Source organism: Aromatoleum bremense (assembly GCF_017894365.1).
GTDB classification, from domain to species: domain Bacteria; phylum Pseudomonadota; class Gammaproteobacteria; order Burkholderiales; family Rhodocyclaceae; genus Aromatoleum; species Aromatoleum bremense.
In genome coordinates this window covers 2,461,247-2,485,063 of record NZ_CP059467.1, presented here as the reverse complement: position 1 = coordinate 2,485,063, position 23,817 = coordinate 2,461,247, and the positions used below count along the sequence as shown (strand labels likewise).

21 protein-coding genes are annotated in these 23,817 nt (G+C 67.9%); 6 read left to right on the top strand and 15 right to left on the bottom strand.

Annotated features, from left to right (window positions below; translation table 11 throughout):
- Positions 1-65: 65 nt before the first annotated feature.
- Both pbN1_RS11730 and pbN1_RS11725 read right to left on the bottom strand, forming a co-directional pair.
- Positions 66-953: an NAD(P)-dependent oxidoreductase gene (locus pbN1_RS11730; RefSeq protein WP_169201704.1), complete on the bottom strand. Its 888-nt coding sequence runs from the start codon at positions 951-953 to the stop codon at positions 66-68.
- Positions 953-1,846 (bottom strand): 2-hydroxy-3-oxopropionate reductase, encoded by an 894-nt coding sequence (locus pbN1_RS11725; protein WP_169201670.1) that lies wholly within the window; start codon positions 1,844-1,846, stop codon positions 953-955. Before pbN1_RS11725 ends, pbN1_RS11730 begins: the two co-directional genes overlap by 1 nt.
- Positions 1,847-1,896: 50 nt before the next feature.
- Here pbN1_RS11725 and ybiB point away from each other — a divergent pair, with 50 nt between their 5' ends.
- Positions 1,897-2,817 carry a DNA-binding protein YbiB gene (gene ybiB / locus pbN1_RS11720; protein ID WP_169201671.1) on the top strand — a complete coding sequence of 307 codons (921 nt, stop codon included), beginning with the start codon at positions 1,897-1,899 and terminating at the stop codon, positions 2,815-2,817.
- A gap of 7 nt (positions 2,818-2,824) precedes the next feature.
- Here ybiB and pbN1_RS11715 read toward each other — a convergent pair whose 3' ends face one another.
- From pbN1_RS11715 to pbN1_RS11705, 3 genes are all read right to left on the bottom strand, one after another.
- Positions 2,825-3,712 (bottom strand): pirin family protein, encoded by an 888-nt coding sequence (locus tag pbN1_RS11715; protein WP_169201672.1) that lies wholly within the window; start codon positions 3,710-3,712, stop codon positions 2,825-2,827.
- Positions 3,713-3,999: 287 nt separating this feature from the next.
- Positions 4,000-5,025 (bottom strand): IS110 family RNA-guided transposase, encoded by a 1,026-nt coding sequence (locus pbN1_RS11710; RefSeq protein WP_169201673.1) that lies wholly within the window; start codon positions 5,023-5,025, stop codon positions 4,000-4,002.
- Between the two features lie 348 nt (positions 5,026-5,373).
- A complete protein-coding gene (locus pbN1_RS11705) occupies positions 5,374-5,973 on the bottom strand; it encodes an FMN-dependent NADH-azoreductase (protein ID WP_169201674.1) in 600 nt (199 codons plus the stop codon).
- A 244-nt stretch (positions 5,974-6,217) separates the two neighbouring features.
- Between pbN1_RS11705 and pbN1_RS11700 the strand changes: the two genes are divergently transcribed.
- Both pbN1_RS11700 and pbN1_RS11695 read left to right on the top strand, forming a co-directional pair.
- Positions 6,218-7,846, top strand: a complete 1,629-nt coding sequence (locus pbN1_RS11700; RefSeq protein ID WP_169201675.1) for a methyl-accepting chemotaxis protein — start codon at positions 6,218-6,220, stop codon at positions 7,844-7,846.
- Between the two features lie 93 nt (positions 7,847-7,939).
- On the top strand, positions 7,940-8,440 hold the full coding sequence (locus tag pbN1_RS11695; protein ID WP_169201676.1) for a disulfide bond formation protein B: 501 nt from the start codon (positions 7,940-7,942) through the stop codon (positions 8,438-8,440).
- A 21-nt stretch (positions 8,441-8,461) separates the two neighbouring features.
- Here pbN1_RS11695 and pbN1_RS11690 read toward each other — a convergent pair whose 3' ends face one another.
- From pbN1_RS11690 to pbN1_RS11670, 5 genes are all read right to left on the bottom strand, one after another.
- Positions 8,462-8,686, bottom strand: a complete 225-nt coding sequence (locus pbN1_RS11690) for a YgaP family membrane protein (protein WP_210147478.1) — start codon at positions 8,684-8,686, stop codon at positions 8,462-8,464.
- Positions 8,683-11,937, bottom strand: coding sequence for an efflux RND transporter permease subunit (locus pbN1_RS11685; protein WP_169201677.1), 3,255 nt, complete (start codon positions 11,935-11,937; stop codon positions 8,683-8,685). The genes pbN1_RS11690 and pbN1_RS11685 overlap by 4 nt, the downstream gene beginning before the upstream one ends.
- 13 nt (positions 11,938-11,950) lie before the next feature.
- Complete coding sequence (locus pbN1_RS11680; protein ID WP_169201678.1) at positions 11,951-13,000, bottom strand: efflux RND transporter periplasmic adaptor subunit; 1,050 nt, start codon at positions 12,998-13,000, stop codon at positions 11,951-11,953.
- An 89-nt stretch (positions 13,001-13,089) separates the two neighbouring features.
- On the bottom strand, positions 13,090-13,476 hold the full coding sequence (locus pbN1_RS11675; RefSeq protein ID WP_169201679.1) for a sirohydrochlorin chelatase: 387 nt from the start codon (positions 13,474-13,476) through the stop codon (positions 13,090-13,092).
- The gene (locus tag pbN1_RS11670; protein ID WP_169201680.1) at positions 13,473-14,294 is read right to left on the bottom strand and encodes a tRNA threonylcarbamoyladenosine dehydratase; all 822 of its coding nucleotides are present in this window, start codon (positions 14,292-14,294) and stop codon (positions 13,473-13,475) included. Before pbN1_RS11670 ends, pbN1_RS11675 begins: the two co-directional genes overlap by 4 nt.
- Before the next feature lie 103 nt (positions 14,295-14,397).
- On the opposite strand from pbN1_RS11670, the gene pbN1_RS11665 reads away from it, so the two are divergent.
- The gene (locus tag pbN1_RS11665) at positions 14,398-15,063 is read left to right on the top strand and encodes a tetratricopeptide repeat protein (RefSeq protein WP_169201681.1); all 666 of its coding nucleotides are present in this window, start codon (positions 14,398-14,400) and stop codon (positions 15,061-15,063) included.
- A 22-nt stretch (positions 15,064-15,085) separates the two neighbouring features.
- Here the strand turns inward: pbN1_RS11665 and pbN1_RS11660 are convergent, their stop codons facing one another.
- Positions 15,086-16,054 carry an MBL fold metallo-hydrolase gene (locus pbN1_RS11660; RefSeq protein ID WP_169201682.1) on the bottom strand — a complete coding sequence of 323 codons (969 nt, stop codon included), beginning with the start codon at positions 16,052-16,054 and terminating at the stop codon, positions 15,086-15,088.
- Between the two features lie 114 nt (positions 16,055-16,168).
- Between pbN1_RS11660 and pbN1_RS11655 the strand changes: the two genes are divergently transcribed.
- Positions 16,169-17,314 carry a MalY/PatB family protein gene (locus tag pbN1_RS11655; protein ID WP_169201683.1) on the top strand — a complete coding sequence of 382 codons (1,146 nt, stop codon included), beginning with the start codon at positions 16,169-16,171 and terminating at the stop codon, positions 17,312-17,314.
- 53 nt (positions 17,315-17,367) lie between these two features.
- Here pbN1_RS11655 and ssb read toward each other — a convergent pair whose 3' ends face one another.
- Positions 17,368-17,865, bottom strand: a complete 498-nt coding sequence (gene ssb / locus pbN1_RS11650; RefSeq protein WP_169201684.1) for a single-stranded DNA-binding protein — start codon at positions 17,863-17,865, stop codon at positions 17,368-17,370.
- A 21-nt stretch (positions 17,866-17,886) separates the two neighbouring features.
- The gene (locus pbN1_RS11645; RefSeq protein WP_169118063.1) at positions 17,887-19,071 is read right to left on the bottom strand and encodes an MFS transporter; all 1,185 of its coding nucleotides are present in this window, start codon (positions 19,069-19,071) and stop codon (positions 17,887-17,889) included.
- Between the two features lie 139 nt (positions 19,072-19,210).
- Between pbN1_RS11645 and uvrA the strand changes: the two genes are divergently transcribed.
- Positions 19,211-22,081 carry an excinuclease ABC subunit UvrA gene (gene uvrA / locus pbN1_RS11640; RefSeq protein WP_169118064.1) on the top strand — a complete coding sequence of 957 codons (2,871 nt, stop codon included), beginning with the start codon at positions 19,211-19,213 and terminating at the stop codon, positions 22,079-22,081.
- 90 nt (positions 22,082-22,171) lie between these two features.
- Here the strand turns inward: uvrA and galE are convergent, their stop codons facing one another.
- Both galE and rplQ read right to left on the bottom strand, forming a co-directional pair.
- The gene (galE, locus tag pbN1_RS11635; RefSeq protein ID WP_169201685.1) at positions 22,172-23,191 is read right to left on the bottom strand and encodes a UDP-glucose 4-epimerase GalE; all 1,020 of its coding nucleotides are present in this window, start codon (positions 23,189-23,191) and stop codon (positions 22,172-22,174) included.
- Positions 23,192-23,401: 210 nt separating this feature from the next.
- Positions 23,402-23,806 carry a 50S ribosomal protein L17 gene (gene rplQ, locus pbN1_RS11630; protein ID WP_169118066.1) on the bottom strand — a complete coding sequence of 135 codons (405 nt, stop codon included), beginning with the start codon at positions 23,804-23,806 and terminating at the stop codon, positions 23,402-23,404.
- Positions 23,807-23,817: the final 11 nt, after the last annotated feature.

The following is a 23,817-nucleotide window of genomic DNA, read 5'->3' as shown; positions in this document are numbered from 1 at the left end:
CCACTTCGACGCCGGGACACGCATCGCGGCAAGACGTGGCGGATAACGCCTTCGGCTCATCCGCCCTACGATCGTGCGCTCTGCTCGGTGGTGCTCGCTTCCAGCACGCGCAACAAACTCGACGTGTCGTCCCGCCCGCCGCCGCCCGCCATCAGCGCGTTCAACTGCTGCCACACCTGCGCGGCGATCGGCAGCGGCGCGCCGAGCCTCGCCGCCTCGTCCATGAGGATGCCGAAATCCTTGTGATGCAGGCGCGACTCGATGCCGGCGGTGAAGTCGCGCCGCACCATCCGCTCGCCCATCACTTCCAGCACCCGCGACGCCGCCGAGCCGCCGAGCAGCGCGCTGCGCACCGCCGCGAGGTCGACACCGTGCGCGTTCGCCAGGTGCATCGCTTCAGCGCAGGCCTCGATCGCGGCGACCATGATCATCTGGTTGCACGCTTTCGCAACCTGGCCGGCACCGCTGTCGCCGACATGCACGATCGTCCGCCCGAGGCACGTGAGCAGCGGGCGCAGCCGTTCGAGCACGTCGGCGCTGCCGCCGACCATGATCGCGAGCGTCGCGTCCTGCGCCCCCTGTGCGCCACCGGACACCGGCGCATCGAGCATCGCCGCGCCGCGCGCCTCGAGGGCTGCCGCGATGCGGCGCGCGCTGGCCGGAGCGATCGTGCTCATGTCGACCTGCACCCAGCCGGGGCGCGCGCCGTGGATCAGGCCGTCCGCACCGAGCGCGAGCCGTTCGACGTCCGCGCTCCCGGTGACGACCGAGAACGCGACGTCGGTCGCCGCAGCGAGCGCAGCCGGACTGTCGTGCACCACCGCATCGCTGCCCGCGAACGGCGCGACACTCTGCGGTCGCCGCGCCCACAGGTGCAGGCGATGGCCGGCATGCTGCAGATGCCGCGCCATCGGCAGGCCCATCACGCCGAGGCCGACGAAGCCGACATCCATCATTTCCCCTCCTGCCCGGTCTCGCCGCCGCTCATGCGTTCGAGGAGCTTCAGCATCGCGACCGAGTCGTCGTCGCCGAGCCCGCTGCCGACCATCGCGTTGAACATCTGCGCGGTCGCCGCCGCCGACGGCAGCGCGAGGCCGAGGCGGTGCGCCTCTTCCATGACGATGCGCATGTCCTTCTGGTGCATCCACGCCTTGAAGCCGGGCTTGAAGTTGCGGTCCAGCATCCGCTGGCCGTGGTTTTCGAGGATGCGCGAATACGCGAAGCCGCCGAGCAGCGCTTCGCGCACCTTCGCCGCATCGACGCCGCTCCTGTGCGCGAAGTTCATCGCTTCGGCGACCGCCGCGACGCCGACGCCGGTGAGGATCTGGTTGCACGCTTTCGCGACCTGCCCGGCACCGCTCGCACCGATCAGCGACACCGTCTTGCCCATCGCCTCGAACAGCGGCTTCACCCGCTCGAACGCCGCGGCGTCGCCGCCGACCATGATCGTCAGCGTCGCGTTGATCGCGCCGACTTCGCCGCCGGACACCGGCGCATCGAGCATCGCGATGTCGCGCTCCTGCAGGCGCGCCGCGATCGCCTGCGCGGCGGCCGGCGCGATCGTGCTCATGTCGACGAAGATCAGTCCCGGCCGAGCGCCGTCGGCGACGCCCTGCGGGCCGAGCGCGACCTGCTCGACGTCGGGCGCATCGGCGACCATGCTGATGACGACCTCGGCGCGCGACGCCGCGTCCGCCGCGCTCGCGCAGTCGCCCGCGCCGGCGTCGAGCAGCGGCTGCATCGATTCGCGGCGCCGGCTCCAGACGTGCACGCGGTGACCGGCGCGAATCAGGTTCAGCGCCATGGGACGGCCCATCAGGCCGAGTCCGATAAATCCGACTTCCATTCTTGTACTCCTGGCTGGCTGGAATGCGCACGGCGACGGATAATCGCGCCATGACCTACGCCCCGATCATCAAGGAAATCGGACGCGGCGCCAAGGGCGCGCGCTCCCTCGACAGGCCGCTGGCCGAAGCGCTGTTCGGCGACATTCTCGACGGCAAGGTGCCGGACCTCGAACTCGGCGCGATGCTGATCGCGCTGCGGATCAAGAGCGAGTCGCTCGACGAGCTGCTCGGCTTCAAGCGCGCGATGGATGTGCGCTGCCCGCAGATCATGGTGCCGCCCGGCCCGCGCTGCGTCGTGCTGCCGACCTACAACGGCGCACGTCGCCAGGCGAACCTGATGCCGCTCGTCGCGCTGCTCGTCGCGCGCGAAGGCGTGCCGGTGCTGATCCAGGGGCGGCACGACTTCGAGTCGCGCGTCAGCCCGTTCGAGCTCCTCGCCGCGCTCGACATCGTCCCGGCGGCGAACGCCGACGACGCGGCCCGCGCGCTCGCCGACCGCCACCTCGCGTGCCTGACGCTGCCGCAGCTGCTGCCCGGCCTCGATCGCCTGCTCAGCCTGCGGCTACGCCTCGGCGTGCGTGGCAGCGGCCACACGATGGCGAAGCTGATCGACCCGTGCGTCGGCCGCAGCGTGCGCGTCGTCGCGGTCACGCACCCCGAATATCTCGAACGGATGCACGAATTCCTGCTCGTCGATGGCGGCCGGGCGATGCTGATGCGCGGCACCGAAGGCGAAGCTTACGCGAATCCGCGCCGGCGTCCGGCGATGGAAGCGTTCCGTGAAGGCGTCGCCAGCCTCGCGTGGCCGGCCGAAGGCGGTGGCGCGCCGCCGCTCGAAGGAGTCGCCGACGCGCCCGGCATCGTCGCCAATGCGGTGCTGATCCGCGCGATGCTCGCCGGCAACGTCGCGACGCCGCAGCCCATCCTCGACCAGGTTGCGGCGCTCGTGCAGCTCGCGCGGGAAGACTGACCGGCCGTCAGCGTGCCGCGAAGCGCCCGTCGCGGTAGTCGGCGAGCGCCGCGTGGATCTCGTCCTGCGTGTTCATGACGAACGGGCCGTACTGCGCGATCGGCTCGTTCAGCGGCCGACCGGCGATCAGCAGCATGCGCGCGGGCGCCGCGCCCGCCTCGACGACGACGCCGTCGGCCTGCGGCGCGTTGGCGAGGATCGCCATGCGCTGTTCGGCGACCGCCGTGCCACCGACCGCGACCTCGCCGCGATAAACGTACAGGAACGCGTTGTGCGCCGGCGGCAGCGTCTGGGCGAAGCGCGTCCCGGCCGGCAGGTGGACGTCGAGGTACAGCGGCGCGGTCGTGTCACGTGTCACCGCACCGGCGATGCCGTGGCTCGCGCCGGCGATCACGCGAACCTCGATGCCGTCCGCCGTCGTGAACCGCGGCAGTTCGGCGGCGGCGAAGTCGCGGTACCACGGCTCGCAGAGCTTGTCGCGCGCCGGCAGGTTCAGCCACAGCTGGAAGCCCTCCATGACGCCCTCTTCCTGCTCCGGCATTTCGGAGTGGATCACGCCACGGCCGGCGGTCATCCACTGCACGCCGCCGTTCTCGAGCAGCCCTTCGTGGCCCGCGCTGTCGCGGTGGCGCATGCGTCCGGCGATCATGTAGGTCACGGTCTCGAAGCCGCGATGCGGATGGTCGGGGAAACCGGCGAGGTAATCATCGGGGTTCTCGTTGCCGAACGCATCGAGCATCAGGAACGGATCGAGGCGACGCTGCAGCGGCTGTGCCAGCACACGGGTCAGCTTCACGCCGGCACCATCGGACGTCGCCTGTCCGGCAACGAGGCGCTCGACGGCGCGGCTCTGTGTGACGTGTTCGGCGGTCGCTTCATGGAGTTCGGTAGGCATCGCGGTTCTATATGGACGCCTCCCGTTTGCCAAGATCGGTTTTGGTGTGCTGGAGCAGATAGGCTGCAGTTCTATATCCGGCCTGTGGTGCAGGAATAGACCTGCTGGCCCTGATGGAATCCGCTGACCCGCGCCTCATTCTCCTGAAGGACTCGAAGTCCATCCCGCGATACAGGCTTGGCGGGTCACGGTCTGACCTGTTTGCCATCACACTTTTATCGACCTTGCGCAACCTTTACGGCGGCCACTCCTTTTTCAAAGTGGTGGATACATGTTGTGGGTCAGCGTCATGCCGGCTGACTCACAAACTCCCTCTGGTACGTCCGCTCATGGGCAAGAAGGGCCCAGATCGTGCGCGCCATCTTGTTGGCCAAGGCCACCACCGCGACGTTCAGCGGTCGGCGCTGGCGTAATTCGGTCACCCACGCGCCCGGATCCTTCGCGGTTGTCAGGACCGCCCGGGCGCCGTGGATCAGCAGCGTTCGAAGATAGGTGTCACCGCGCTTGCTGATGCCCAGGAGCTTGATGCGCCCGCCCGTGCCCGTCTGTCGTGGCACCAGTCCTGCGAAAGCGGCGAACTCCCGCCCGGACTTGAACGCCTTGGCATCACCCATGATGGCGACCGCCGCGGTGGCGGTCAGCGGCCCCACGCCGGGAATCTCGGCAATCCGCCGGCAGGCGGCGTCTTGCTTGAGCCAGTCCTTGATGCGCCGCTCGATGGTGGCGATCTCGGCATCCATCTTCTCGATGCGGGCCCACTGCTCGCGCAGGGTGTCGATGACCATCGCCGGCAACCGATCCGACAGCCGTGCCAGGGCTTGCGTGATGCCCTTGCTGACGGCTGCTTTGCCCTGCGCCATCACTTCGCCGTATTCGGTCAGCAAGCCCCGCAGGCCGTTGATCTGGGCGGTGCGGAACTTGACCAGCTGGCTACGCATCCGGTGCAGGGCCAGGATCGCCTGCTGTTCCTCGGTCTTGATCGCGACGGCCTTGACGTGCGGTTGCTGCACCGCCGTCCAGATCGCCCGCGCATCGTGCCGGTCGTTCTTGTTGCCCGTCACGAAGGGCTTGACCGCCTTGGCCGGCATGAGCTTGACCCGGTGCCCCAGCGCCGTGAGCTGGCGCGCCCAGTGCTGCGCCCCGCCGCAGGCCTCCATGCCGATCAGGCACGGCTGCCGGTTGGCAAAGTGCTCGAGAAACTGCTCGCGCTTGAGCTGCAGACTCACGATCTCTCCGGTCTCCCTGTCGATCCAGTGCAACTGGAACACCCGCTTGGCGATATCGACGCCGAGCACGCTTTTGCTAACATTCATTTCGGACCCTCCGGTTTGCCTGTGGAGATCTTCGTATCTTCCACCTTGGGCACTTCGATGCCGTCGGCCCGTGAGGGTCCACCTCTCAATCGACCACCTCCGCAGAGTTATCCACCGCGCCGGGCGCCGGAGGTCCCTCTATCACCGCAGGCGACCGGCGCGGTGCATAACTCGGGTTCAGCGCTCACGGGGCGGGAGGCGTCCATTTCATTCTCCTGGCGGGGTCGGGGGGTTCGCTTGTGCCGCCCGCACGGGCTGCGGGCGGCGTCCGTCTTTGCGGAAGCGATCAGTAGAGGTGCGGCGCGAGGCCGCAGCGCCGGGTTCAGGCCGGCGCACTGCGAGGGTGCGTCAGGCGAGCGCCGCCTCGATATCGCGCTCGGCTTCGGCGAAAGCCTGCTGTTCGGCGTCGGCGCCCATCGCGAGCCCTTCGGCGAAGATGAAATGCACGTCGGTCATGCCGAGGAAACCGAGGATCGTCTTCAGATACGGCACTTGCGAATCGGCCGCGGTGTCGCGATAGCGGCCGCCGCGGGCGAACGCGACGTACACCTTCTTGCCCTTCAGCAGGCCTTCGGGACCGTTCGCGGTGTAGCGGAACGTGACCTTCACTCGCGTGATTGCGTCGATCCAGTGCTTCAGTTGCGCCGGCACGCCGAAGTTGTACATCGGCACGCCGATGACGACGGCGTCGGCGGCCTGGATCTCGGCGATCAGCGCGTCGTCAAGCGCGACGCGAGCCGCCTGCTCGGGCGTGCGCTTGTTGGCCGGCGTGAACAGCGCGCCGAGCGCCGCTTCGTCGAGCACCGGATGCGGGTTGTGCGCGAGGCTGCGAACGACGACCGCGGCGCCCGGGTGCGACGCGCGCAGCCGCTCGACGATGCTGTTCGCGACGCGGGTGGAGTTGGAGGCGTCGCTGCGGGCGCTCGAATTGACTTGCAGGATGTTCATTGCGTTCTCCATGTGAGTGTTTTGCGGGCTCTACTTTATTGGCTGAACTGTTGCCTGGAAAGCCACGAAACCTGACAACACTGTTCCTGTTATTGCACGAATTGCGCTGTGCTCCCGACCCCCATTCGCCGCCCAGCAAGATTTTCCTCAAGTTCGGCGCCTTCGGGACGCTAATCAATCATTACAAGACCGAAAAAACCGGTCGAAAAAATGTATCACGACGATCGGAACACCTGGAGGAGACATGAAACCGAAGGCTCTATCGATAAGGGCGGCGTTGATTGCGCTGTCGCTGGTGGTGCTGGCGATGCTGCTCGCAGTGGGCGGAATCGGATTGCGCAGCGTCACGAGCCTGGAAGGATCGGTCACGAGCAGTTACGAAGCCGCAGCGGCCGCGCGGCGGCAGGTGGAAGCCGACGTGCTGCGCGGCACGATTCGCAGCGATGTCCTCGCCGCGTTGCTAGCCGCCGAACAGAGCGATTACGCGGCGATCGAGGAGGCCGGCCGCCGGCTGCATGCCAACGTTGGCGCGCTCGAAGAAGCGTTCGCCGGCAACGCCGGGCAGGAACTCGGCCCGGCAGTCGGGGCCGCAATCGAGTCGATGCGCCCAGCGCTCGAGCGCTACGCGACGAACGCCAAGCGGATCGTCGGCAAGCTGGTCGGCGACTACGACAACATCACTTTGCTGCAGATCGAATTCATGAAGGACTTCAGCGCGCTCGAGACCGAGATGAACGGGCTCGCCGCCCGCATCGAGGCCGAAGCCGCCAGCACGCGCGCCGCCGCGCACGACACGATGCGGTTCAGCCAGTGGGCGATCGCCGCCGCAGTGCTCCTGGCGGCGTTGTTGACCGCAACGCTGTGCACGTTGACCTATCGCCACATCGTCCCGCCGCTGAGCGCGCTCGCGCGTACGGCAAACGGCATCCGCGCAAGCGGCGATCTGACGCTGCGCGCGCCGTCGGCCGGCGACAACGAAATCGGGCATGCGGTCGAAGCCTTCAATGACCTGCTCGAAAACCTGCAGGGCATCGTCCGCGACGTGCGCGCGAGCGGCAGCCGCATCGCCGAGCGCAGCGCACGCCTCGTCGATGTTTCGGGCATCGCGCTCGACACGAGTTCCAGCCAGAACGAGGCGGCCGGCGCGATGGCCGCGACGGTCGAAGAGCTCACCGTGAGCATTCGCCAGATCTCCGAGCATGCGCGCGAAGTGGCGAGCGCGGCGACCGAGTCCGGGCGCCTGTCGCGCGACGGCGTATCGGTCGCGGGCGACGCGTCGGACGCGATCCAGCGCATTTCGGCGGCAGTCAGCAGTGCCGCGGCGTCGATCACGGCCCTCGGCAAGGACGCGGAGGCGATTTCGAGCATCGTCCAGGCGATCAAGGACATCGCCGACCAGACCAACCTGTTGGCCCTCAACGCCGCAATCGAAGCGGCGCGCGCCGGCGAACAGGGGCGGGGATTCGCCGTCGTGGCCGACGAGGTGCGCAAACTGGCCGAACGCACGACCCAGTCCACGCAGGAGATCATCGGCATCGTCACGCAGATCCAGAGCGGCACGCGGAACACCGTCAGCAGCATGGAAGACGGGGTCGAACGAGTGAAAAGCGGCGTCGGACTGGCTCAGGCCGCGGGCGAAGCGATACGCCAGGTCGCCGACGTCGCGGGCAGCGCCGCGCGGGCAGTGGGCGAGATCACGCACGCCCTCGACGAACAGAACACCGCCGGCCAAGACATCGCGCGCAACGTCGAGCAAGTCGCGGACATGGCCTCGCGCAACCACGCCGCGGCGGTCGAATCCGCCAGCCATGCACGGGAACTCGCGGAACTGTCGCGCGCGCTGGAAGGGTCCGTCGGGCGCTTCAAGGTCTGAGCGGCGGCGCGCGACGAACTTTTCATGCGACGCGGCGACGAAAGCCGGTCCTGACCTACAATCCGGCCCTGCCCAACCACTCGCGTGCCGAACATGCAAGCTTTCGCCTTTTCCTCCCGCGCGCTGTTCCTCGGCCTCTTCGCGGTATGCGCCGGGCTGCTCGGCTTCGGCCTGTACCTGCAGCACGCCGTCGGGCTCGAACCCTGCCCGATGTGCATCATGCAGCGCTATGCCTTCGTCGCGATCGCGCTGACGGCGCTGGTCGCCGGGCTGCATGCGCCGCGACGCAGCGGCACGCGCGCCTACGCGGCCGTGATCCTGCTGCTGGCGCTCGCCGGAGGCGGCGTGGCGCTGCGCCAGACGTGGATGCAGCTCTACCCGCCGGAATTCGCCGAATGCGGGCCCGACCTCGAATTCATGCTCGGCAGCTTTCCGCTGGCCGATGCGCTGCCGATGATCTTCCAGGGGGCCGGCGATTGCTCGAAAGTCGACTGGGCTTTCCTCGGCCTGTCGATCGCGAACTGGTCGCTGGTATGCCTGACGCTCGTCGCGGTGTTCGCGATCGCGATGATGGCGCGCAAACGCGGCGGCTGAAACGCCCTGCTGCCCAGCCGCTCACCGGCAGGCGACCGCGTCCCTGACGCCGAACTTGCGAAGGATGGTTTCCAGCGGGCAGATGCCGGTGAAGCCGCTCTGGAACAGGTTCGCTCCGACGAAGGCGGTGAACCACAGGAAATTCGCGCTGACGAACAGCGGCGAGGCTTCGGCACCGAGCGCGAGCGAGATCAGCACAAAGGCACCAGCGAAGATGCGGACGAACTGGTTGACGGTCAGGTTCATGGCATTTCTCCTTGCAGTTGGGCGACGCGGCTGCGCATCGCGGCGAAATACAGCACCGGGATGACGACCAGCGTCAGCACGGTGGAGACGAAGATGCCGAAGATCAGGCTGATCGCCAGCCCGTTGAAGATCGGGTCGTCGAGGATGAACAGCGCGCCGATCATCGCCGCGAGCGCAGTGAGCCCGATCGGCTTCGCGCGCACCGCCGCAGCGCGGATCACCGCTTCGCCCAGATCCATGCCTGCGCGCACCTGCTGATTGACGAAATCGACGAGCAGGATCGAGTTGCGCACGATGATGCCGGCGAGCGCGATCATGCCGATCATCGACGTCGCGGTGAATTGCGCGCCGAGCAGCGCGTGCCCGGGCATCACGCCGATGATCGTCAGCGGGATCGGCGCCATGATGACGAGCGGCACGAGATAGCTGCGGAACTGCGCGACGACGAGCAGGTAGATCAGGATCAGGCCGACCGCGTAGGCGGCGCCCATGTCGCGGAACGTCTCGTACGTGACCTGCCATTCGCCGTCCCACTTCAGGCTGTAGCCCGCGTACGGGTCGGCCGGCGCGCGGATGAACCATTCGCCGAGCGTGCCGCCGAGCCCCGGCGCCCCGTCGAGCGCGAGGTCCTTCACTTTCGAGCGGATGTCGAACATGCCGTACAGCGGCGAGTCGAGCCGTCCGCCCATGTCGCCGGTGACATACACAACCGGCAGCAGGTCCTTGCGGTGGATCACCTGTTCGCGCACCGTCTCCTGCGCCCGCACGAGTTCCGATACCGATACCAGCGTGCCGTCGCGCGCCCGCACTTTCATCGCCAAGAGCGGATCGACGCTCGACTGCCGTTCGGACGGCAGCTGGATGCGCACTGGAATCTCGTACTTGTTGTCGCCGCCGTGGATCGGCGTGACATCTTCTCCGGCGAGCCCCAGGCGCACGACTTCGACGATGTCCGCCTGCGCGACGCCCATGCGCGCAGCCTTCGCCTGGTCGACGCGCAGCACGAGCTTCGGCGCCGCTTCGTCCACGGTGTCGTCGACGCCGACGATGTCGGCCGCACCCTCGAACGCCGCGCGCACGCGGCCGGCGACCGCGACCTGGCCGGCGTAGTCCGGCCCATACACTTCGGCGACGATCGGTGACAGCACCGGCGGGCCCGGCGGCACTTCGACGACTTTTGCGTTGCCTCCCGCTGCGCGGGCGATCCGCGTCACCTCGTCGCGCACCGACACCGCGATCTCGTGGCTCTTGCGCGAACGGTGCGCCTTGTCGACGAGATTGACCTGCACGTCGCCCTGCTCCGGCGCGCTGCGGAGGTAATACTGGCGCACCAGGCCGTTGAAGTTGATCGGGCTCGCAGTGCCGGCATACGCCTGCCAGTCGCTGACTTCCGCGACATCGCCGACGTGCTCGCCGATCTCGCGCAGCACGCGCGCGGTCTCCTCGACCGGCGTGCCGACCGGCATGTCGAGCACGACCTGGAACTCGCTCTTGTTGTCGAACGGCAGCATCTTCATGACGACAAGTTGCACCGCGGGCAGCGCGACCGACGCGACGATCAGCGCGCCGACGACCAGCCACAGCCTGAGCCGCGCACGCCCGCCCTTGACCGGATCGAGCATCGGCGTCATGACGCGACGGAAGAAGCGGTCGAGCCGCGCAGTGAGCTTATCCTCGCCTTCGTGATGGTGCGCGTCGACCGACTTCAGCAGCCGCTGCGCGAGCCACGGCGTGACGACGAACGCGACCGCGAGCGAGATGAACATCCCCATCGACGCGTTGATCGGAATCGGGCTCATGTACGGCCCCATCAGCCCGGTGACGAAGGCCATCGGCAGGAGCGCGGCGATCACGGTGAAAGTTGCGAGGATCGTCGGCCCGCCGACCTCGTCGACGGCGCGCGGGATCAGCTGCCACAGCGGCGTGTCGGGCTCGAGCGCGTGCCAGCGGTGGATGTTCTCGACGACGACGATCGCGTCATCGACGAGGATGCCGATCGAGAAGATCAGCGCGAACAGGCTCACGCGGTTCAACGTGAAGCCCCACGCCCACGACGCGAACAGCGTCGCCGCGAGCGTCAGGCCGACTGCGACGCCGACGATCAGCGCCTCGCGGAGCCCCAGCGCGAAGAACACCAGCAGCACCACCGCGGCGGTCGCGAAAACGAGCTTGCCGATCAGCGTATTCGCCTTGTCGTTCGCGGTCTGGCCGTAGTTGCGCGTGACCGTGAATTCGACGCCTTCCGGGATGATCTCGCCGCGTAGCGATTCGGCGCGCGCGAGGACGTCCTCGGCAACATCGGCGGCGTTCGCGCCGGGCTTCTTCGACACCGCGAGCGTCACCGCGGGGAACACGCCGGATTCGGCGACGCCTGCCCGCGCGGCCGCCGCACCGGTGCCGAACCACACGTATTGCGTCGCCTGGTCCGGACCGTCCTCGATCGTCGCGACATCCCTCATGAACACCGGCCGGCCGCCGGCGACACCGACGACGAGGGCGCGCACGTCGTCGGCGGATTCGAGATACGTGCCCGTCTGCACCAGCACTTCGCGGTTCGCGGCGACGAGGTTGCCGGCCGGTTGCGACGCGTTCGCGAGCTGCAGCGCGGCGCGCACGTCCTGCGCCGTGACCGCGTGCGCATTCATCCGCTCGGCGTCCATCAGCACGCGCACGACGTGGCCGGGACCGCCGATCGTCGCGACGTCGCGCGTGCCGGCGACGCGCTTCAATTCGAGTTCGACCGCGCGCGACACCTGCTGCACGTCGAAGCCGGCCCGGGCCGGGTCGGCGGTCCAGAAGGTCAGCGCGACGATCGGCACGTCATCGATGCCCTTCGGCTTGACGACCGGTTCGCCGACGCCGAGCTGCGGGCTGAGCCAGTCGCGGTTCGAATGGATCGTGTCGTAGAGCTTCACGAGCGCGTCCTGGTTCGGCACGCCGACCTCGAACTGCACGGTAATGACTGCCATGCCGGGGCGCGACACCGAATACACGTGCTCGACGCCCGCCATGCGCGACAGCACCTGCTCGGCCGGGCGCGCGACGAGCGCCTCGACGTCGCGGGCGGAGGCGCCTGGAAACGGCACGAGGACGTTCGCCATCGTCACGTCGATCTGCGGTTCTTCTTCCTTCGGCGTGACGAGCGTCGCGAACACGCCCATCAGCAACAGGATCAGCGCCAGCAGCGGAGTCAGCGCGTTGCGCTGGAACGCGCCGGCGATGCGGCCGGAGATCCCGAGCGGGGTGCTCATCGTCGCGTTCCCGTCAGCGGCTCGCGGCGCGCGTGGCGCGGCCGGCGATGCTTGCCTGCACCGGATCGAGCGCCACCTCCTCGCCGCCGGCGAGCCCGGCGAGCACTTCGACGCTGCCGTCCGCCAACGCCTCGCCGGCGCGAATCTGCCGCAGGCCGAAACCGCCCCTGCCGTCGGCGACATATACGCCGGTGATCTCGCCGCGCCGCAGGATCGCCTCGGCCGGAACCGCGATGCGCCGCTCCTCGCCGCTCGTGAAATGGACGCGCGCGAACATTCCCGGCACCAGCCCGGTCGCCTGCGGTGGCAGATCGACACGCACCCGGACGGTATGCGTGCGCGGGTCGGCCGCGGGCAGCACGGTGACGCCGGCCGCGTCGAACCAGCGCCCCGATTCCGGCAGTTCGATGCGCGCCGTCAGATGCTCCCCGGTGACGCCGGCGATGCGGTATTGCGGCACGTCGACGATCGCGCGCATCGCGGCCGGGTCATAGACGGTCAGCAGCACGCGCCCGGGCTGCGCCATGTCGCCCGGTTCGACGTGCCGCGCCGCGACCAGCCCCGTCAAGGGCGAGACGATCGTCGTGTAGCCCTGCACCGCGCCCGCCTGGCCGCGCCCGGCACGTGCCGCGCGCAACTGCGCCTCGGCCGAGTCGTATGCTGCTTTCGCCTGGTCGAGCGCGGCGGAGCTGACGAAGCGGCGCTCGACCAGGCGGGCGGTGCGCTCAAATGCCGCTTTCGCATTGATCAGGTTCGCCTGCGCCTCGGCGATGCCGGCTTCCGCGCCGGCAACGGCCTGCGCCGCCTCGACGGCATCGATGCGCAACAGCATCTCGCCCTTCGCGATCCGGTCACCGGCATCGACGTTCAAGGCGACGATGCGGCCCGGCACCTGCGCCGCGAGCGCAACCTGGTGAACCGCTTCGAGCGTCGCTTCGGCCGGGTGGGAGCGCGCCACGACGCGAGCCTCGACCCGGACTGTGGACAATTCGGCGTGCGCGATTCCGGCAGCGGCGAGCACCAGCGGAATCAGCAGGAGGCGGGCGAGGAGCTGATTGATCATGAATATTAGTTTATTCTAATATTTAGGCAAGTCAACACTGCCACCTCTGCGCATACTCCCTGCAAAGGTGCGGAAAGGTGCGTCAGCGTTCAGCCATCGCCTTCGATCGCGCATTGCCAGGCGTAGCTTGCCATCGCCGCGACGACGGGTTCCGCCTCGCCGACGGCGAGCGTCTGGACGATCTCGCACCCGGGATGGCGTTCGCAGGCCGCGGCGACGAGCTTCGGCAGATCGTTTTTCAAGTGGCCGCCACGGGCGATGAACATCGGCACGATGACAATCCGCCGCGCGCCCCTGGCGACCTGCGCATCGATCGCCTCGTCGAGCGTCGGCGCGAGGAACTCGAGGAACGCGAGCTCGACCCCGAGCTCCGGCGCCAGCGCGCGCAGCGTGTCGCGAACGCGCTCCATCGGCTGCGCCCACGCCGGATCGCGCGCGCCGTGGCCAAACAGCACTACTGCCCTGTCATGAGTCATGCCTGTTCCTCCTGCGCATCGGGCGCGTCGCCGGCCGGGCACGCCAGGAGCCGTTCGAGCGCGCGTGCCGCGGCGAACAGGCCGACGCTGGCCGTCATCATCATGCTTGACCCATAGCCGGCACAGGCGAGCCCCTGCGGCCCATGCGGCAGGTCGCACGCCGCCCCGTCGAGGCGCAGCGCTTCGCTCGAATACACGGCCTCGATGCCGAACGGCCGCTTCGGGTTGCGCGGAAAGCCGTGCTCGCTGCGCAGCCGCTTGCGCACTTTTGCCAGCAGCGGATCCTGTTCGGTGCGCGACAGGTCGTCGACGCGGATCATCAAAGGGTCGGCCTTGCCGCCCGCGCCGCCGGCGACGATCAGTGGAATGCGGCGCGCGCGGCACGCCAGCACGATCGCGACCTTGGCCCGCACGTTGTCGATCGCGTCGATGACGACGTCGAAATCCCGCAGCAGCGCCGCCGCGTTGTCCTCGCCGATGAAGTCCTCGACGACGGCGACGTTCACGAGCGGATTGATCGCGCGCAGGCGCTCGGCCATCGCGACGACCTTCGCCTGTCCGAGCGTGGCGTCGAGCGCGTGGCTCTGCCGGTTGATGTTCGATTCGGCGACGTGGTCGAGGTCGATCAACGTGAGGTGGCCGACGCCGCTGCGCGCGAACGCCTCGACCGCCCAGGAACCGACTCCGCCGATGCCCACGACGCAGACGCGCGCGCGATGGAGCCGCGGCAGCGCATCGTTGCCATAAAGGCGGGCGATGCCACCGAAGCGTCGTTCCCGGTCGACGTCCGGAAAGGTGGAAGTGATCGAAGCCGACATGAAACCTGCAAGCGGATGGGGGAGCGCCGATGTTACCTCAGCGGGCGTCCGCCTGAACTGAATCGCGCCTGTCTTGCTCCAACCGGCGACAGGGGGAACGATCATGCATCGACCGCTATGCCGGGCACTGTTCTGCATCACGCTGGCGTTCGGGTGCGCGCATGCGGTTGCGGACACTCCGGCAGCGGCCCTCGCCCAGAACGCGATCGGCGCCTACGAGGCGGGGCGCCACGACGAAGCTGCCCGACTGTTCGAGCGCGCCGCGCGCGCCGGCAACCGCCTCGCCCAGTTCAATTACGCCATGATGCTGTACCGCAACGAGGCGCAGTCGCGCGACGCGAACGCCGCGTGGCGCTGGCTGCGACGGGCTGCGGGGGCCGGTTTGCCGCAGGCGCAGTTCACGCTGGCGCGATTATACGAACGCGGCGACGGCGTCCCGAAGTCGCTGCCGACCGCGGCGGAGTGGTATCGGCGGGCCGCCGGACAGGGACACGTCGAGGCGCAGGTGAGCCTGGCGTCGATGTATTCCGTCGGCCACGGCGTCCCGCTCGATGCTGCGACTGCGGCACGCTGGTATCTTGCCGCCGCGCGCGCCGGTCACGTCGGCGCGCAACACATCATCGCAAGCCTGTACGAGACCGGCAACGGCGTCGCTGCGGATCGGCGGCTGGCGGCGCACTGGTACCTGCAGGCGGCGCAGCAGGGCGACGCGGCCGCGCGGGAGAAGCACACCGCGCTGATGTCGCAGATCGATGCCACCACGCCGTGAGCAGGCCCCGGCGCAGGCGACACTACTGCGTCGGCGCCGGCTCCTTCCCGGCGGTGAAATCGAGCCATATTCCGAGCCCTTGCGCATTGAGTTCCAGATCCTGCCGGAACAGATCGAGCACTTCCGCTTCGGGGTGCGTCCAGCCCTGGCGCTCGGCCTCCTCGCGCACGATCTGCTCCAGCCCGGCAAGGATCTCGACGTGGCGTGCGACGCCCTCGCCCCGCGCCGCCTGCGCGACCGCGACATGGGCGCCGATCAGCCGGTGCAGGTCCGCGGCGAGGCGTTCGACGTCGGTCACGCGGCTGTAGTGGGTGAGATACATCGCCTCGGGGAGGAAACTCAGCAGGCGGTCGATCGACGCATGCAACGCGTCCGGATCGAACTGCGTCGGCGTCGTTGTCGGGAAAATCGAAGCGCGGCCGTCGACGTCGAGTTCGCGGTAGGAAAGCCCGAACGTGTCGCCGGTGAAGAAGGCGCGGGCCGTCTCGTCCCACACGCAGATATGATGCCGCGCATGTCCCGGTGTCTCGAGGACGAGGAAGCGGCGCCCCGCGAGATCGATTTCCGTGCCATCTGCGGCGGCCACGATGCGCTCCGGCGGCACCGGTGCGAGCCGCCCGTATAGCGCGAACGCCCGCTCCGCGCCGTACACCGCAGAGGTGCCTTCCCACAGTTTCGCCGGGTCGACCATGTGGCGCACGCCGCGCGGATGGACGACCAGCTTGGCGTTCGGAAACGCGCACATCAGGCTGCCGGCGCCGCCCGCGTGGTCGAGGTGAATGTGGGTGAGGATGACCCAGTCGACGTTTTCGGGCGCGATGCCGGCGGCGACGAGGGCGCCCAGCACGCGCGGGGCGGACGCGTTCGTGCCGGTGTCGACGACCGCCGCGTGCCCCTGATGGATGACCAGGTGGATCGCCGCGACGCCGGGCCGGCCGTAGCCGGCATCGACCGCAAGAATGCCGTCGGGGTGGGCGGTGACGTGCTGCACGATTGTCTTCCTCCTGCACAGTCGGTTAGTTTTCCGCAATTGTATCCGCTGCACGGGATAAAGACCCGGCATCGAACCGCAAGCTTTTATTGCATCGCAACAGGACTGACGACGATGAATCCGATTTTCGACTTTGACACGGAGATAGACCGGCGGCGCGTTCCCGGCGAAAAATGGGGACGCTATGAAGGCCGCGACATCCTTCCGCTATGGGTCGCCGACATGGATTTCGCCGCGCCGCCGCCGGTCGTCGAAGCGCTCCGGCGTCGCCTCGATCACCGCGTCTTCGGCTACACCGACGCATGGCCCGGCCTGGCCGAAGCGGTGATCGAAGGCATTGCGCGCGACCACGCGTGGCGGATCGAACCCGACTGGCTGGTGTGGCTGCCCGGAGTGGTGACCGGCTTCAATCTCGCCTGCCGCATCACTGGCGAAGCCGGCGACGAGGTGCTGACCGCGACCCCCGTCTATCCGCCTTTCCTCGCTGCGCCCGGCAACAGCGATCGTCGCCTCGTGACGCGTCCGCTCGCCTTTGCCGACGGCCGCTGGAACTGGGATCGCGACGCGTTCGAAGCCGCGCTGACACCGCGTAGCCGCCTGCTGATGCTGTGCAACCCGCACAATCCGGTCGGCCGCGTGTTCGACCGGGATGAATTGCGCTGGCTCGCGGACCTCGCCGAGCGGCACGACCTGACGATCTGTTCCGACGAAATCCACTGCGGCCTGGTGCTCGACGACGACGCCCCGCACCTCCCGATCGCCGCGCTCGATGCGTCGGTCGCACAACGCACGATCACGCTGATGGCGCCGTCGAAGACGTGGAACATTCCGGCGCTGTACTGTGCCTTCGCCGTCATTTCCGACAGCAGCCTGAGGCGGCGCTTTTGTCACGCGATGCGCGGCATCGTGCCGCACCCCAACGTCCTCGGGATGGTCGCCGCCGAAGCGGCCTACCGGGACGGTGACCCGTGGCGCACGGCGCTGCTCGACTACCTGCGCGGCAACCGCGACCTCGTGATGGCCGCGATCGACACGATGCCCGGGCTCACGGCCGCCCGCCCGCAGGCGACCTACCTCGCGTGGATCGACTGCCGCGGCGCCGGGCTCGAAGAACCGGCGAAGTTCTTCGAAGCCGCCGGCGTCGGGCTGTCCGACGGCGCACCGTTCGGGATGCCCGGGTTCGTGCGCCTGAATTTCGGCTGCACACGCGCACTGCTCGGCAAAGCCCTCGCGCGCATGCGACAGGCACTGGGCGGCTGAGCGAAAGAAAAAACCGCCCTTGCAGGCGGTCGGCATCGCGTCAAAGCAGCCCGTCAGAACGGAATGTCGTCGTCGAAATCGCCGAAACCGGCACCGCCGCCGCCGCTCTTCGTCGGAGCCTTCGCCGGCGCGGCCGGCTGCGGGCTCGGGCGCGACGCGGCGGGCGCGTCGTAGCCGCCTGCGTCGTACTGGCGGCCGGATGCTTCGCCCGCGCCCTGGCGCGAACCGAGCATCTTCATCTCGTCGCCACGGATCTCGGTCGTGTAGCGGTCCTGCCCTTCCTTGTCCTGCCACTTGCGGGTCTGCAGCCGGCCTTCGACATAGATCTGGCTGCCCTTGCGCAGGTACTGCGCCGCGATCTCGGCGAGCCGGCCGAAGAACACGACGCGGTGCCATTCAGTCTGCTCTTTCTTTTCGCCGGTCGCCTTGTCCTTCCAGGTCTCGCTCGTCGCCACCGTGATGTTGCAGATCGCATCGCCGCTGGGGGCATAGCGTGTTTCGGGATCCTTGCCGAGATTGCCGATCAGGATCACTTTGTTCAGGGATGCCATGCGATTCTCCTCATGTAGGGGTTAACGTGCCGCCGGGGCCGCCACGACGCGGCGGGGAGGTGAGTTCATTGTCGCCGCCACCATCAGCCAGACCAGCGCGAGCAACCCGCAGGCCAGGTTGACGGCCGACGGTCCGTAGTTCTGCGCGATCCAGCCGCCGACCATTCCGCCGAGAAACAGGCCGACGGATTGCAGCGTGTTGTAGACGCCGAGCGCGGAGCCCCGGGCATGGGGCGGCGCGATCCTCGATATCCACGACGGCAGGACCGCCTCGAGCACGTTGAAGGCGACGAAAAACAGCGTCAGCCACAAGCCGAGCGCCAGCAGGCTCTCGCCGAACGCATACAGGCCGACCTGCACGACGACGAGCAGCGCGATCGCCGCATTGAAGATCACCTTCATCATGCCGCGGCGCTCGGCGACGATCACCGCCGGCACCATCAACGCGAACGACAGCAGCACTGCGGGAAGATACACCTTCCAGTGCTCGGGCAGCGGCAATGCGCCGCCGGCGACGATCGCGGCGGGCACGAGCACCCACATCGCGGTCTGGATCAGGTGCAGCGCGAACACGCCGACGTTCAGCCGCATCAGCTGCCCGTCGCGCAGGACATCGACGAGCCTGCCGCCGGCGGCGCGCGGAATGACCGGTACCGTCGGCACGACGTAGATGACGACGCCGATCGCAAGGAAGGCCAGTACCGCGGTCAACCAGAAAATCCCGCTCATGCCGACCATCGTGTAGAGCAGCGGCGCCGCGACCATCGAAATCGCGAACACCAGGCCGATGCTCGACCCGATCATCGCCATCACCTTGGTGCGGTGCTGGTCGCGCGTGAGGTCCGCGGCGAGCGCGGTCACTGCGGCGGAAATCGCGCCGGCGCCCTGCAGGACCCGGCCGACGATCACGATGTAGATGCTGTCGGCCAGCGCGGCGACGGCACTGCCGATGACGAACAGCAGCAGGCCGAATACGATTACCGGCTTGCGCCCGAAGCGGTCGGATGCGGCGCCGTAGGCGATCTGCAGGAATGCCTGCGTCAGCCCGTACGCGCCGATCGCCAGCCCGACCAGCGTCAGGTCATCCCCGCCGGGAATCTCGTGGGCATGAACCGCGAACACCGGCAGGATCAGGAACAGGCCGAGCATGCGCAGCGCGAAGATCGCCGCGAGGCTCATGCCGGCCCGCTTCTCCGCGGGGGTCATGGAATCGTGCTCGAATCGGGACATTAGGGGGAGGCGGCGGATCAAAGCGGCGATTCTAGCATTCGCCGTCATCCGGTTTGGATCGACCGGTGTTCTCTCGTATAGTGGCGCGTTCCCCCTCCGGCAATTCCCCCGCCCCATGGACGAAATCCGCATCCGCGGCGCCCGCACCCATAATCTGAAGAACATCAGCCTCGACCTGCCGCGCAACCGGCTGACCGTGATCACCGGCCTGTCGGGGTCGGGCAAGTCCTCGCTCGCGTTCGACACGCTGTACGCCGAAGGCCAGCGCCGCTACGTCGAGTCGCTGTCGGCGTACGCGAGGCAGTTCCTGCAGTTGATGGAGAAGCCCGACGTCGACCTGATCGAGGGGCTTTCGCCAGCGATCTCGATCGAGCAGAAGGCGACCAGCCACAATCCGCGTTCGACGGTCGGCACCGTCACCGAGATCCACGACTACCTGCGCCTGCTGTATGCGCGGGCCGGCACGCCACACTGCCCGGACCACCCGGACCAGGCGCTCGAGGCGCAGACGGTCTCGCAGATGGTCGATCACGTGCTGGCGCTGCCGCAGGACACGCGGCTGATGATCCTCGCGCCGGTCGTCGCGTACCGCAAGGGCGAGCAGCACGACCTGTTCGCCGAACTGCGCGCGCAGGGCTTCGTGCGCGTGCGAGTCGATGGCGCCGTCAGCGAACTCGACGCCCTGCCCGCGCTCGAGAAAGGCCGGCGGCACACGGTCGAGGTGGTCATCGACCGGCTCAAGGTGCGCGGCGACCAGCGCGGGCGCATCGCCGAATCCTTCGAGACGGCGCTGACCCATGCCGACGGTCGCGCGATCGCGGTCGAGATCGATAACGGCACCGAGCACCTGTTTTCCGCCCGCTTCGCGTGTCCGGTCTGCAGCTATGCGCTCGCCGAACTCGAACCCCGCCTGTTTTCGTTCAATAATCCTGCCGGCGCGTGCCCGAAGTGCGACGGTCTGGGCCAGGTCGATTTCTTCGATCCTGCCCGCGTCGTCGCGCATCCCGATCTGTCGCTGTCGGCCGGGGCGATCCGCGGCTGGGACCGGCGCAACCAGTTCTACTTCCAGATGCTTGCGAGCCTCGCGACGCATTACGATTTCGACGTCGATACGCCGTTCAGCGAGTTGCCGGAAGAGGTGCGCGACGTCGTGCTGCACGGTTCCGGGCGGCGCAAGATCACGTTTCGCTATCTCTCCGACAGCGGGCGCATGGTCGCGAAGGAACATCCGTTCGAAGGCATCATCCCGAACCTCGAGCGGCGCTATCGCGAAACCGACTCGACGGCAGTGCGCGAGGAACTCGCCAAGTACCGCGCGACGCACCCGTGCCCAAGCTGCGGCGGCACGCGGCTGCGCACTGAAGCCCGCAATGTGCTGATCGGCGGGCAGCCGATCCACGCCGTGGGCCGGATGCCGCTCGGCGACTGCAAGCGCTTTTTCGACGGGCTCGCGCTGAGCGGCCACCGCGGACTCGTCGCCGGCAAGATCGTCAAGGAAATCTCGGACCGCCTGAGCTTTCTGATCAACGTCGGGCTCGACTACCTGTCGCTCGACCGCTCGGCCGACACGCTGTCGGGCGGCGAGGCCCAGCGCATCCGCCTCGCGAGCCAGATCGGTTCGGGCCTGACCGGCGTCATGTACGTGCTCGACGAGCCGTCGATCGGCCTGCACCAGCGCGACAACGACCGGCTGCTCGGCACGCTGCGCCAGCTTCGCGACCTCGGCAACACGGTGATCGTCGTCGAGCATGACGAGGACGCGATCCGGTCGGCGGACTACGTCGTCGACATGGGCCCGGGCGCCGGCGTGCACGGCGGCGAGATCGTCGCCCGCGGCACGCCGGCGGAAATCATCGCCAGCGAGACGTCGCTGACCGGCGCGTATCTCGCGGGACGCCTTGCCATCCCGAGCCCGCGACGGCGCACCGCCCCCGATCTGGAACGCATGCTCAGACTTCGCGGCTGCAGCGGGAACAACCTCAAGGATGTCGTCCTGGAGCTGCCGGTCGGCCTGCTCACGTGCGTGACGGGCGTTTCAGGCTCGGGCAAATCGACGCTGATCAACGACACGCTGTATGCGATCGCGGCGAAGCATCTTTACGGATCGAACGCCGAGCCCGCCCCCTATACGTCAGTTGACGGGCTGGAGTTCTTCGACAAGGTCATCAACGTCGACCAGTCGCCGATCGGCCGAACGCCGCGCTCGAATCCGGCGACATACACGGGCCTGCTGACCCCCGTGCGCGAACTTTTTGCCGGCGTGCCCGAGGCGCGCGCGCGCGGCTACGGCCCGGGGCGCTTCTCGTTCAACGTCAAGGGCGGGCGCTGCGAAGCCTGCCAGGGTGACGGGCTGATCAAGGTCGAGATGCACTTCCTGCCCGACATGTACGTGCCGTGCGACGTCTGCCACGGCAAGCGCTACAACCGTGAAACGCTGGAGATCCGCTACAAGGGCAAGACGGTCTTCGAGGTGCTCGACATGACGGTCGAAAACGCGCTGGAGTTCTTCCGCGCCGTTCCGGCCGTCGCGCGCAAACTCGAAACGCTCGTGGACGTCGGCCTCGGCTACATTCGCCTCGGCCAGAGCGCGACGACGCTTTCCGGCGGGGAAGCGCAGCGGGTCAAGCTGGCGCTCGAACTGTCGAAACGCGACACCGGCCGTACCCTATACATCCTCGACGAGCCCACGACCGGCCTGCACTTTCGCGACATCGAACTGCTGCTCGGCGTGCTGCATCGCCTGCGCGACCATGGCAACACCATCGTCGTCATCGAGCACAACCTCGACGTCATCAAGACCGCCGACTGGCTGATCGACCTCGGCCCGGAAGGAGGCGGGCGTGGCGGTGAAATCCTTTGCAGCGGGCCCCCGGAAGCTATCGCCGCCCACCCGGCAAGCCACACCGGCCACTACCTGAAGAACGCGATGGCGCGGGACGAGGCGCGACCGGCCTCGGCGAGGATGGCAGCCCAATCCAGTTCGTGACACGATCGGGGTGATTGCGTCGCAGATCGCCACAGGCGACCAGTTCTGCCGCCAAGTCGCACCTTGTGCATCGCCCCCACCCCGTTGCCGTCAGCCCGGATAGCCATCCGGATTGCTCGTCTGCCAGTGCCAGGCATCCCGGCACATCGCCTCGAGGTCGTGCTCCGGACTCCAACCCAGCATCTTTTCCGCCCGGCCGGCATCCGCCCAGCAGGCGGCGATGTCGCCAGGACGGCGGTCGACGATGCGGTACGGGACCGGGCGACCGGACGCAGCCTCGAAGCTGCGAATGACTTCGAGCACGCTGTATCCCCGCCCCGTCCCGAGATTCAGGCACGTCACGCCCGGCAGCCCTTCGATGCGTTCGACCGCCTGCACGTGGCCGCGCGCGAGGTCCACGACGTGGATGTAGTCGCGAACGCCTGTCCCGTCCGGCGTCGCATAATCGCCGCCGAATACCTGCAGCAGCGGCAGGCGTCCCACCGCGACCTGGCTGATATAGGGCATCAGGTTGTTCGGTATTCCGTTGGGATCTTCCCCGATTCGACCGCTCCGATGGGCGCCGACCGGGTTGAAGTAGCGGAGCAGCACCACCTGCCAGCGCGGATCGGCCGCGGCAACGTCCGACAGGACCTGCTCGGTCATCCACTTTGTCCGGCCGTACGGGTTGGTCGGCGCAGCGGGGGCGTTTTCCGCGATCGGCACGCTTTGCGGATCGCCGTACACTGTCGCCGAGGAACTGAACACGAGCCGGCGCACGCCGGCTTCCGCCATCGCCCGCGTCAACGCGATCGTCCCGCCGATGTTGTTGTCGTAGTACTCCAGCGGCTCGCGCACCGATTCCCCGACCGCTTTCAGAGCGGCGAAGTGGATCACCGCATCAACCCGATAAGCGCCGAAAATGGCCCTCAGACCACCGGGTTCGCGGACATCGATCTCGTGGAAACCCGCAAGCTTGCGCCCGGCGATCTGCTCGACCCTCGCGAGCGCCTCGGACTTGCTGTTGCACAGGTTGTCGACGACCACGACGTCATGGCCGCTCTGCAGCAATTCCACGCAAGTATGGGAGCCGATATATCCAGCCCCGCCGGTCACCAGCACCAAGCCCATCGCCTTCTCCTGTCTTGTCTTCCGCCATCCCGAGATGAGCCGTTGCCGAGCGGTTCCTGACCGACCCGGATCGATCGCGACACCTCCGCAGCCCGGTGCACGGGGATCCGAACGGCGCTGTTCGCTGCTGAGCCAAGGAATGGGGGCCGAGGCAAAAAAATGGGCCGGTTTCCCGGCCCATTCACCTGCAAAACGTTACGGCGACCCGACTCAGGCCGCAGCCGCCTCGCTCACATTCGCCCCTTCCTCGCCTTCAGCCGGCCGGTCGAGCAGTTCGATCAACGCCATCGGCGCATTGTCGCCGTCGCGGAAACCGAACTTCAGGATGCGCAGATAGCCGCCATTACGCTCGGCAAAACGCGGACCCAGCACGTCGAACAGCTTGACCACCATCTCGCGGTCGCGCATCCGGTTGAATGCCAGACGCCGATTCGACAGGCTCGGCTTTTTGCCGAGGGTGATCAGCGGCTCGACCACGCGGCGCAATTCCTTGGCCTTGGGCAGAGTCGTCTTGATGACTTCGTGACGCAGCAGCGAATTGGCCATGTTGCGAAACATCGCCTGGCGGTGGCTGCTGGTACGGTTAAGTTTGCGAAGACCGTTGCGGTGACGCATTTTTCTTCCTC

What these genes read in the sequence shown, in the direction of transcription:
- pbN1_RS11730 (WP_169201704.1), bottom strand. Translation starts at nt 953, where the DNA reads ATGGATGTCGGCTTCGTCGGCCTCGGCGTGATGGGCCTGCCGATGGCG.
- pbN1_RS11725 (WP_169201670.1), bottom strand. Translation starts at nt 1,846, where the DNA reads ATGGAAGTCGGATTTATCGGACTCGGCCTGATGGGCCGTCCCATGGCG.
- ybiB (WP_169201671.1), top strand. Translation starts at nt 1,897, where the DNA reads ATGACCTACGCCCCGATCATCAAGGAAATCGGACGCGGCGCCAAGGGC.
- pbN1_RS11715 (WP_169201672.1), bottom strand. Translation starts at nt 3,712, where the DNA reads ATGCCTACCGAACTCCATGAAGCGACCGCCGAACACGTCACACAGAGC.
- pbN1_RS11710 (WP_169201673.1), bottom strand. Translation starts at nt 5,025, where the DNA reads ATGAATGTTAGCAAAAGCGTGCTCGGCGTCGATATCGCCAAGCGGGTG.
- pbN1_RS11705 (WP_169201674.1), bottom strand. Translation starts at nt 5,973, where the DNA reads ATGAACATCCTGCAAGTCAATTCGAGCGCCCGCAGCGACGCCTCCAAC.
- pbN1_RS11700 (WP_169201675.1), top strand. Translation starts at nt 6,218, where the DNA reads ATGAAACCGAAGGCTCTATCGATAAGGGCGGCGTTGATTGCGCTGTCG.
- pbN1_RS11695 (WP_169201676.1), top strand. Translation starts at nt 7,940, where the DNA reads ATGCAAGCTTTCGCCTTTTCCTCCCGCGCGCTGTTCCTCGGCCTCTTC.
- pbN1_RS11690 (WP_210147478.1), bottom strand. Translation starts at nt 8,686, where the DNA reads ATGAACCTGACCGTCAACCAGTTCGTCCGCATCTTCGCTGGTGCCTTT.
- pbN1_RS11685 (WP_169201677.1), bottom strand. Translation starts at nt 11,937, where the DNA reads ATGAGCACCCCGCTCGGGATCTCCGGCCGCATCGCCGGCGCGTTCCAG.
- pbN1_RS11680 (WP_169201678.1), bottom strand. Translation starts at nt 13,000, where the DNA reads ATGATCAATCAGCTCCTCGCCCGCCTCCTGCTGATTCCGCTGGTGCTC.
- pbN1_RS11675 (WP_169201679.1), bottom strand. Translation starts at nt 13,476, where the DNA reads ATGACTCATGACAGGGCAGTAGTGCTGTTTGGCCACGGCGCGCGCGAT.
- pbN1_RS11670 (WP_169201680.1), bottom strand. Translation starts at nt 14,294, where the DNA reads ATGTCGGCTTCGATCACTTCCACCTTTCCGGACGTCGACCGGGAACGA.
- pbN1_RS11665 (WP_169201681.1), top strand. Translation starts at nt 14,398, where the DNA reads ATGCATCGACCGCTATGCCGGGCACTGTTCTGCATCACGCTGGCGTTC.
- pbN1_RS11655 (WP_169201683.1), top strand. Translation starts at nt 16,169, where the DNA reads ATGAATCCGATTTTCGACTTTGACACGGAGATAGACCGGCGGCGCGTT.
- ssb (WP_169201684.1), bottom strand. Translation starts at nt 17,865, where the DNA reads ATGGCATCCCTGAACAAAGTGATCCTGATCGGCAATCTCGGCAAGGAT.
- pbN1_RS11645 (WP_169118063.1), bottom strand. Translation starts at nt 19,071, where the DNA reads ATGACCCCCGCGGAGAAGCGGGCCGGCATGAGCCTCGCGGCGATCTTC.
- uvrA (WP_169118064.1), top strand. Translation starts at nt 19,211, where the DNA reads ATGGACGAAATCCGCATCCGCGGCGCCCGCACCCATAATCTGAAGAAC.
- galE (WP_169201685.1), bottom strand. Translation starts at nt 23,191, where the DNA reads ATGGGCTTGGTGCTGGTGACCGGCGGGGCTGGATATATCGGCTCCCAT.
- rplQ (WP_169118066.1), bottom strand. Translation starts at nt 23,806, where the DNA reads ATGCGTCACCGCAACGGTCTTCGCAAACTTAACCGTACCAGCAGCCAC.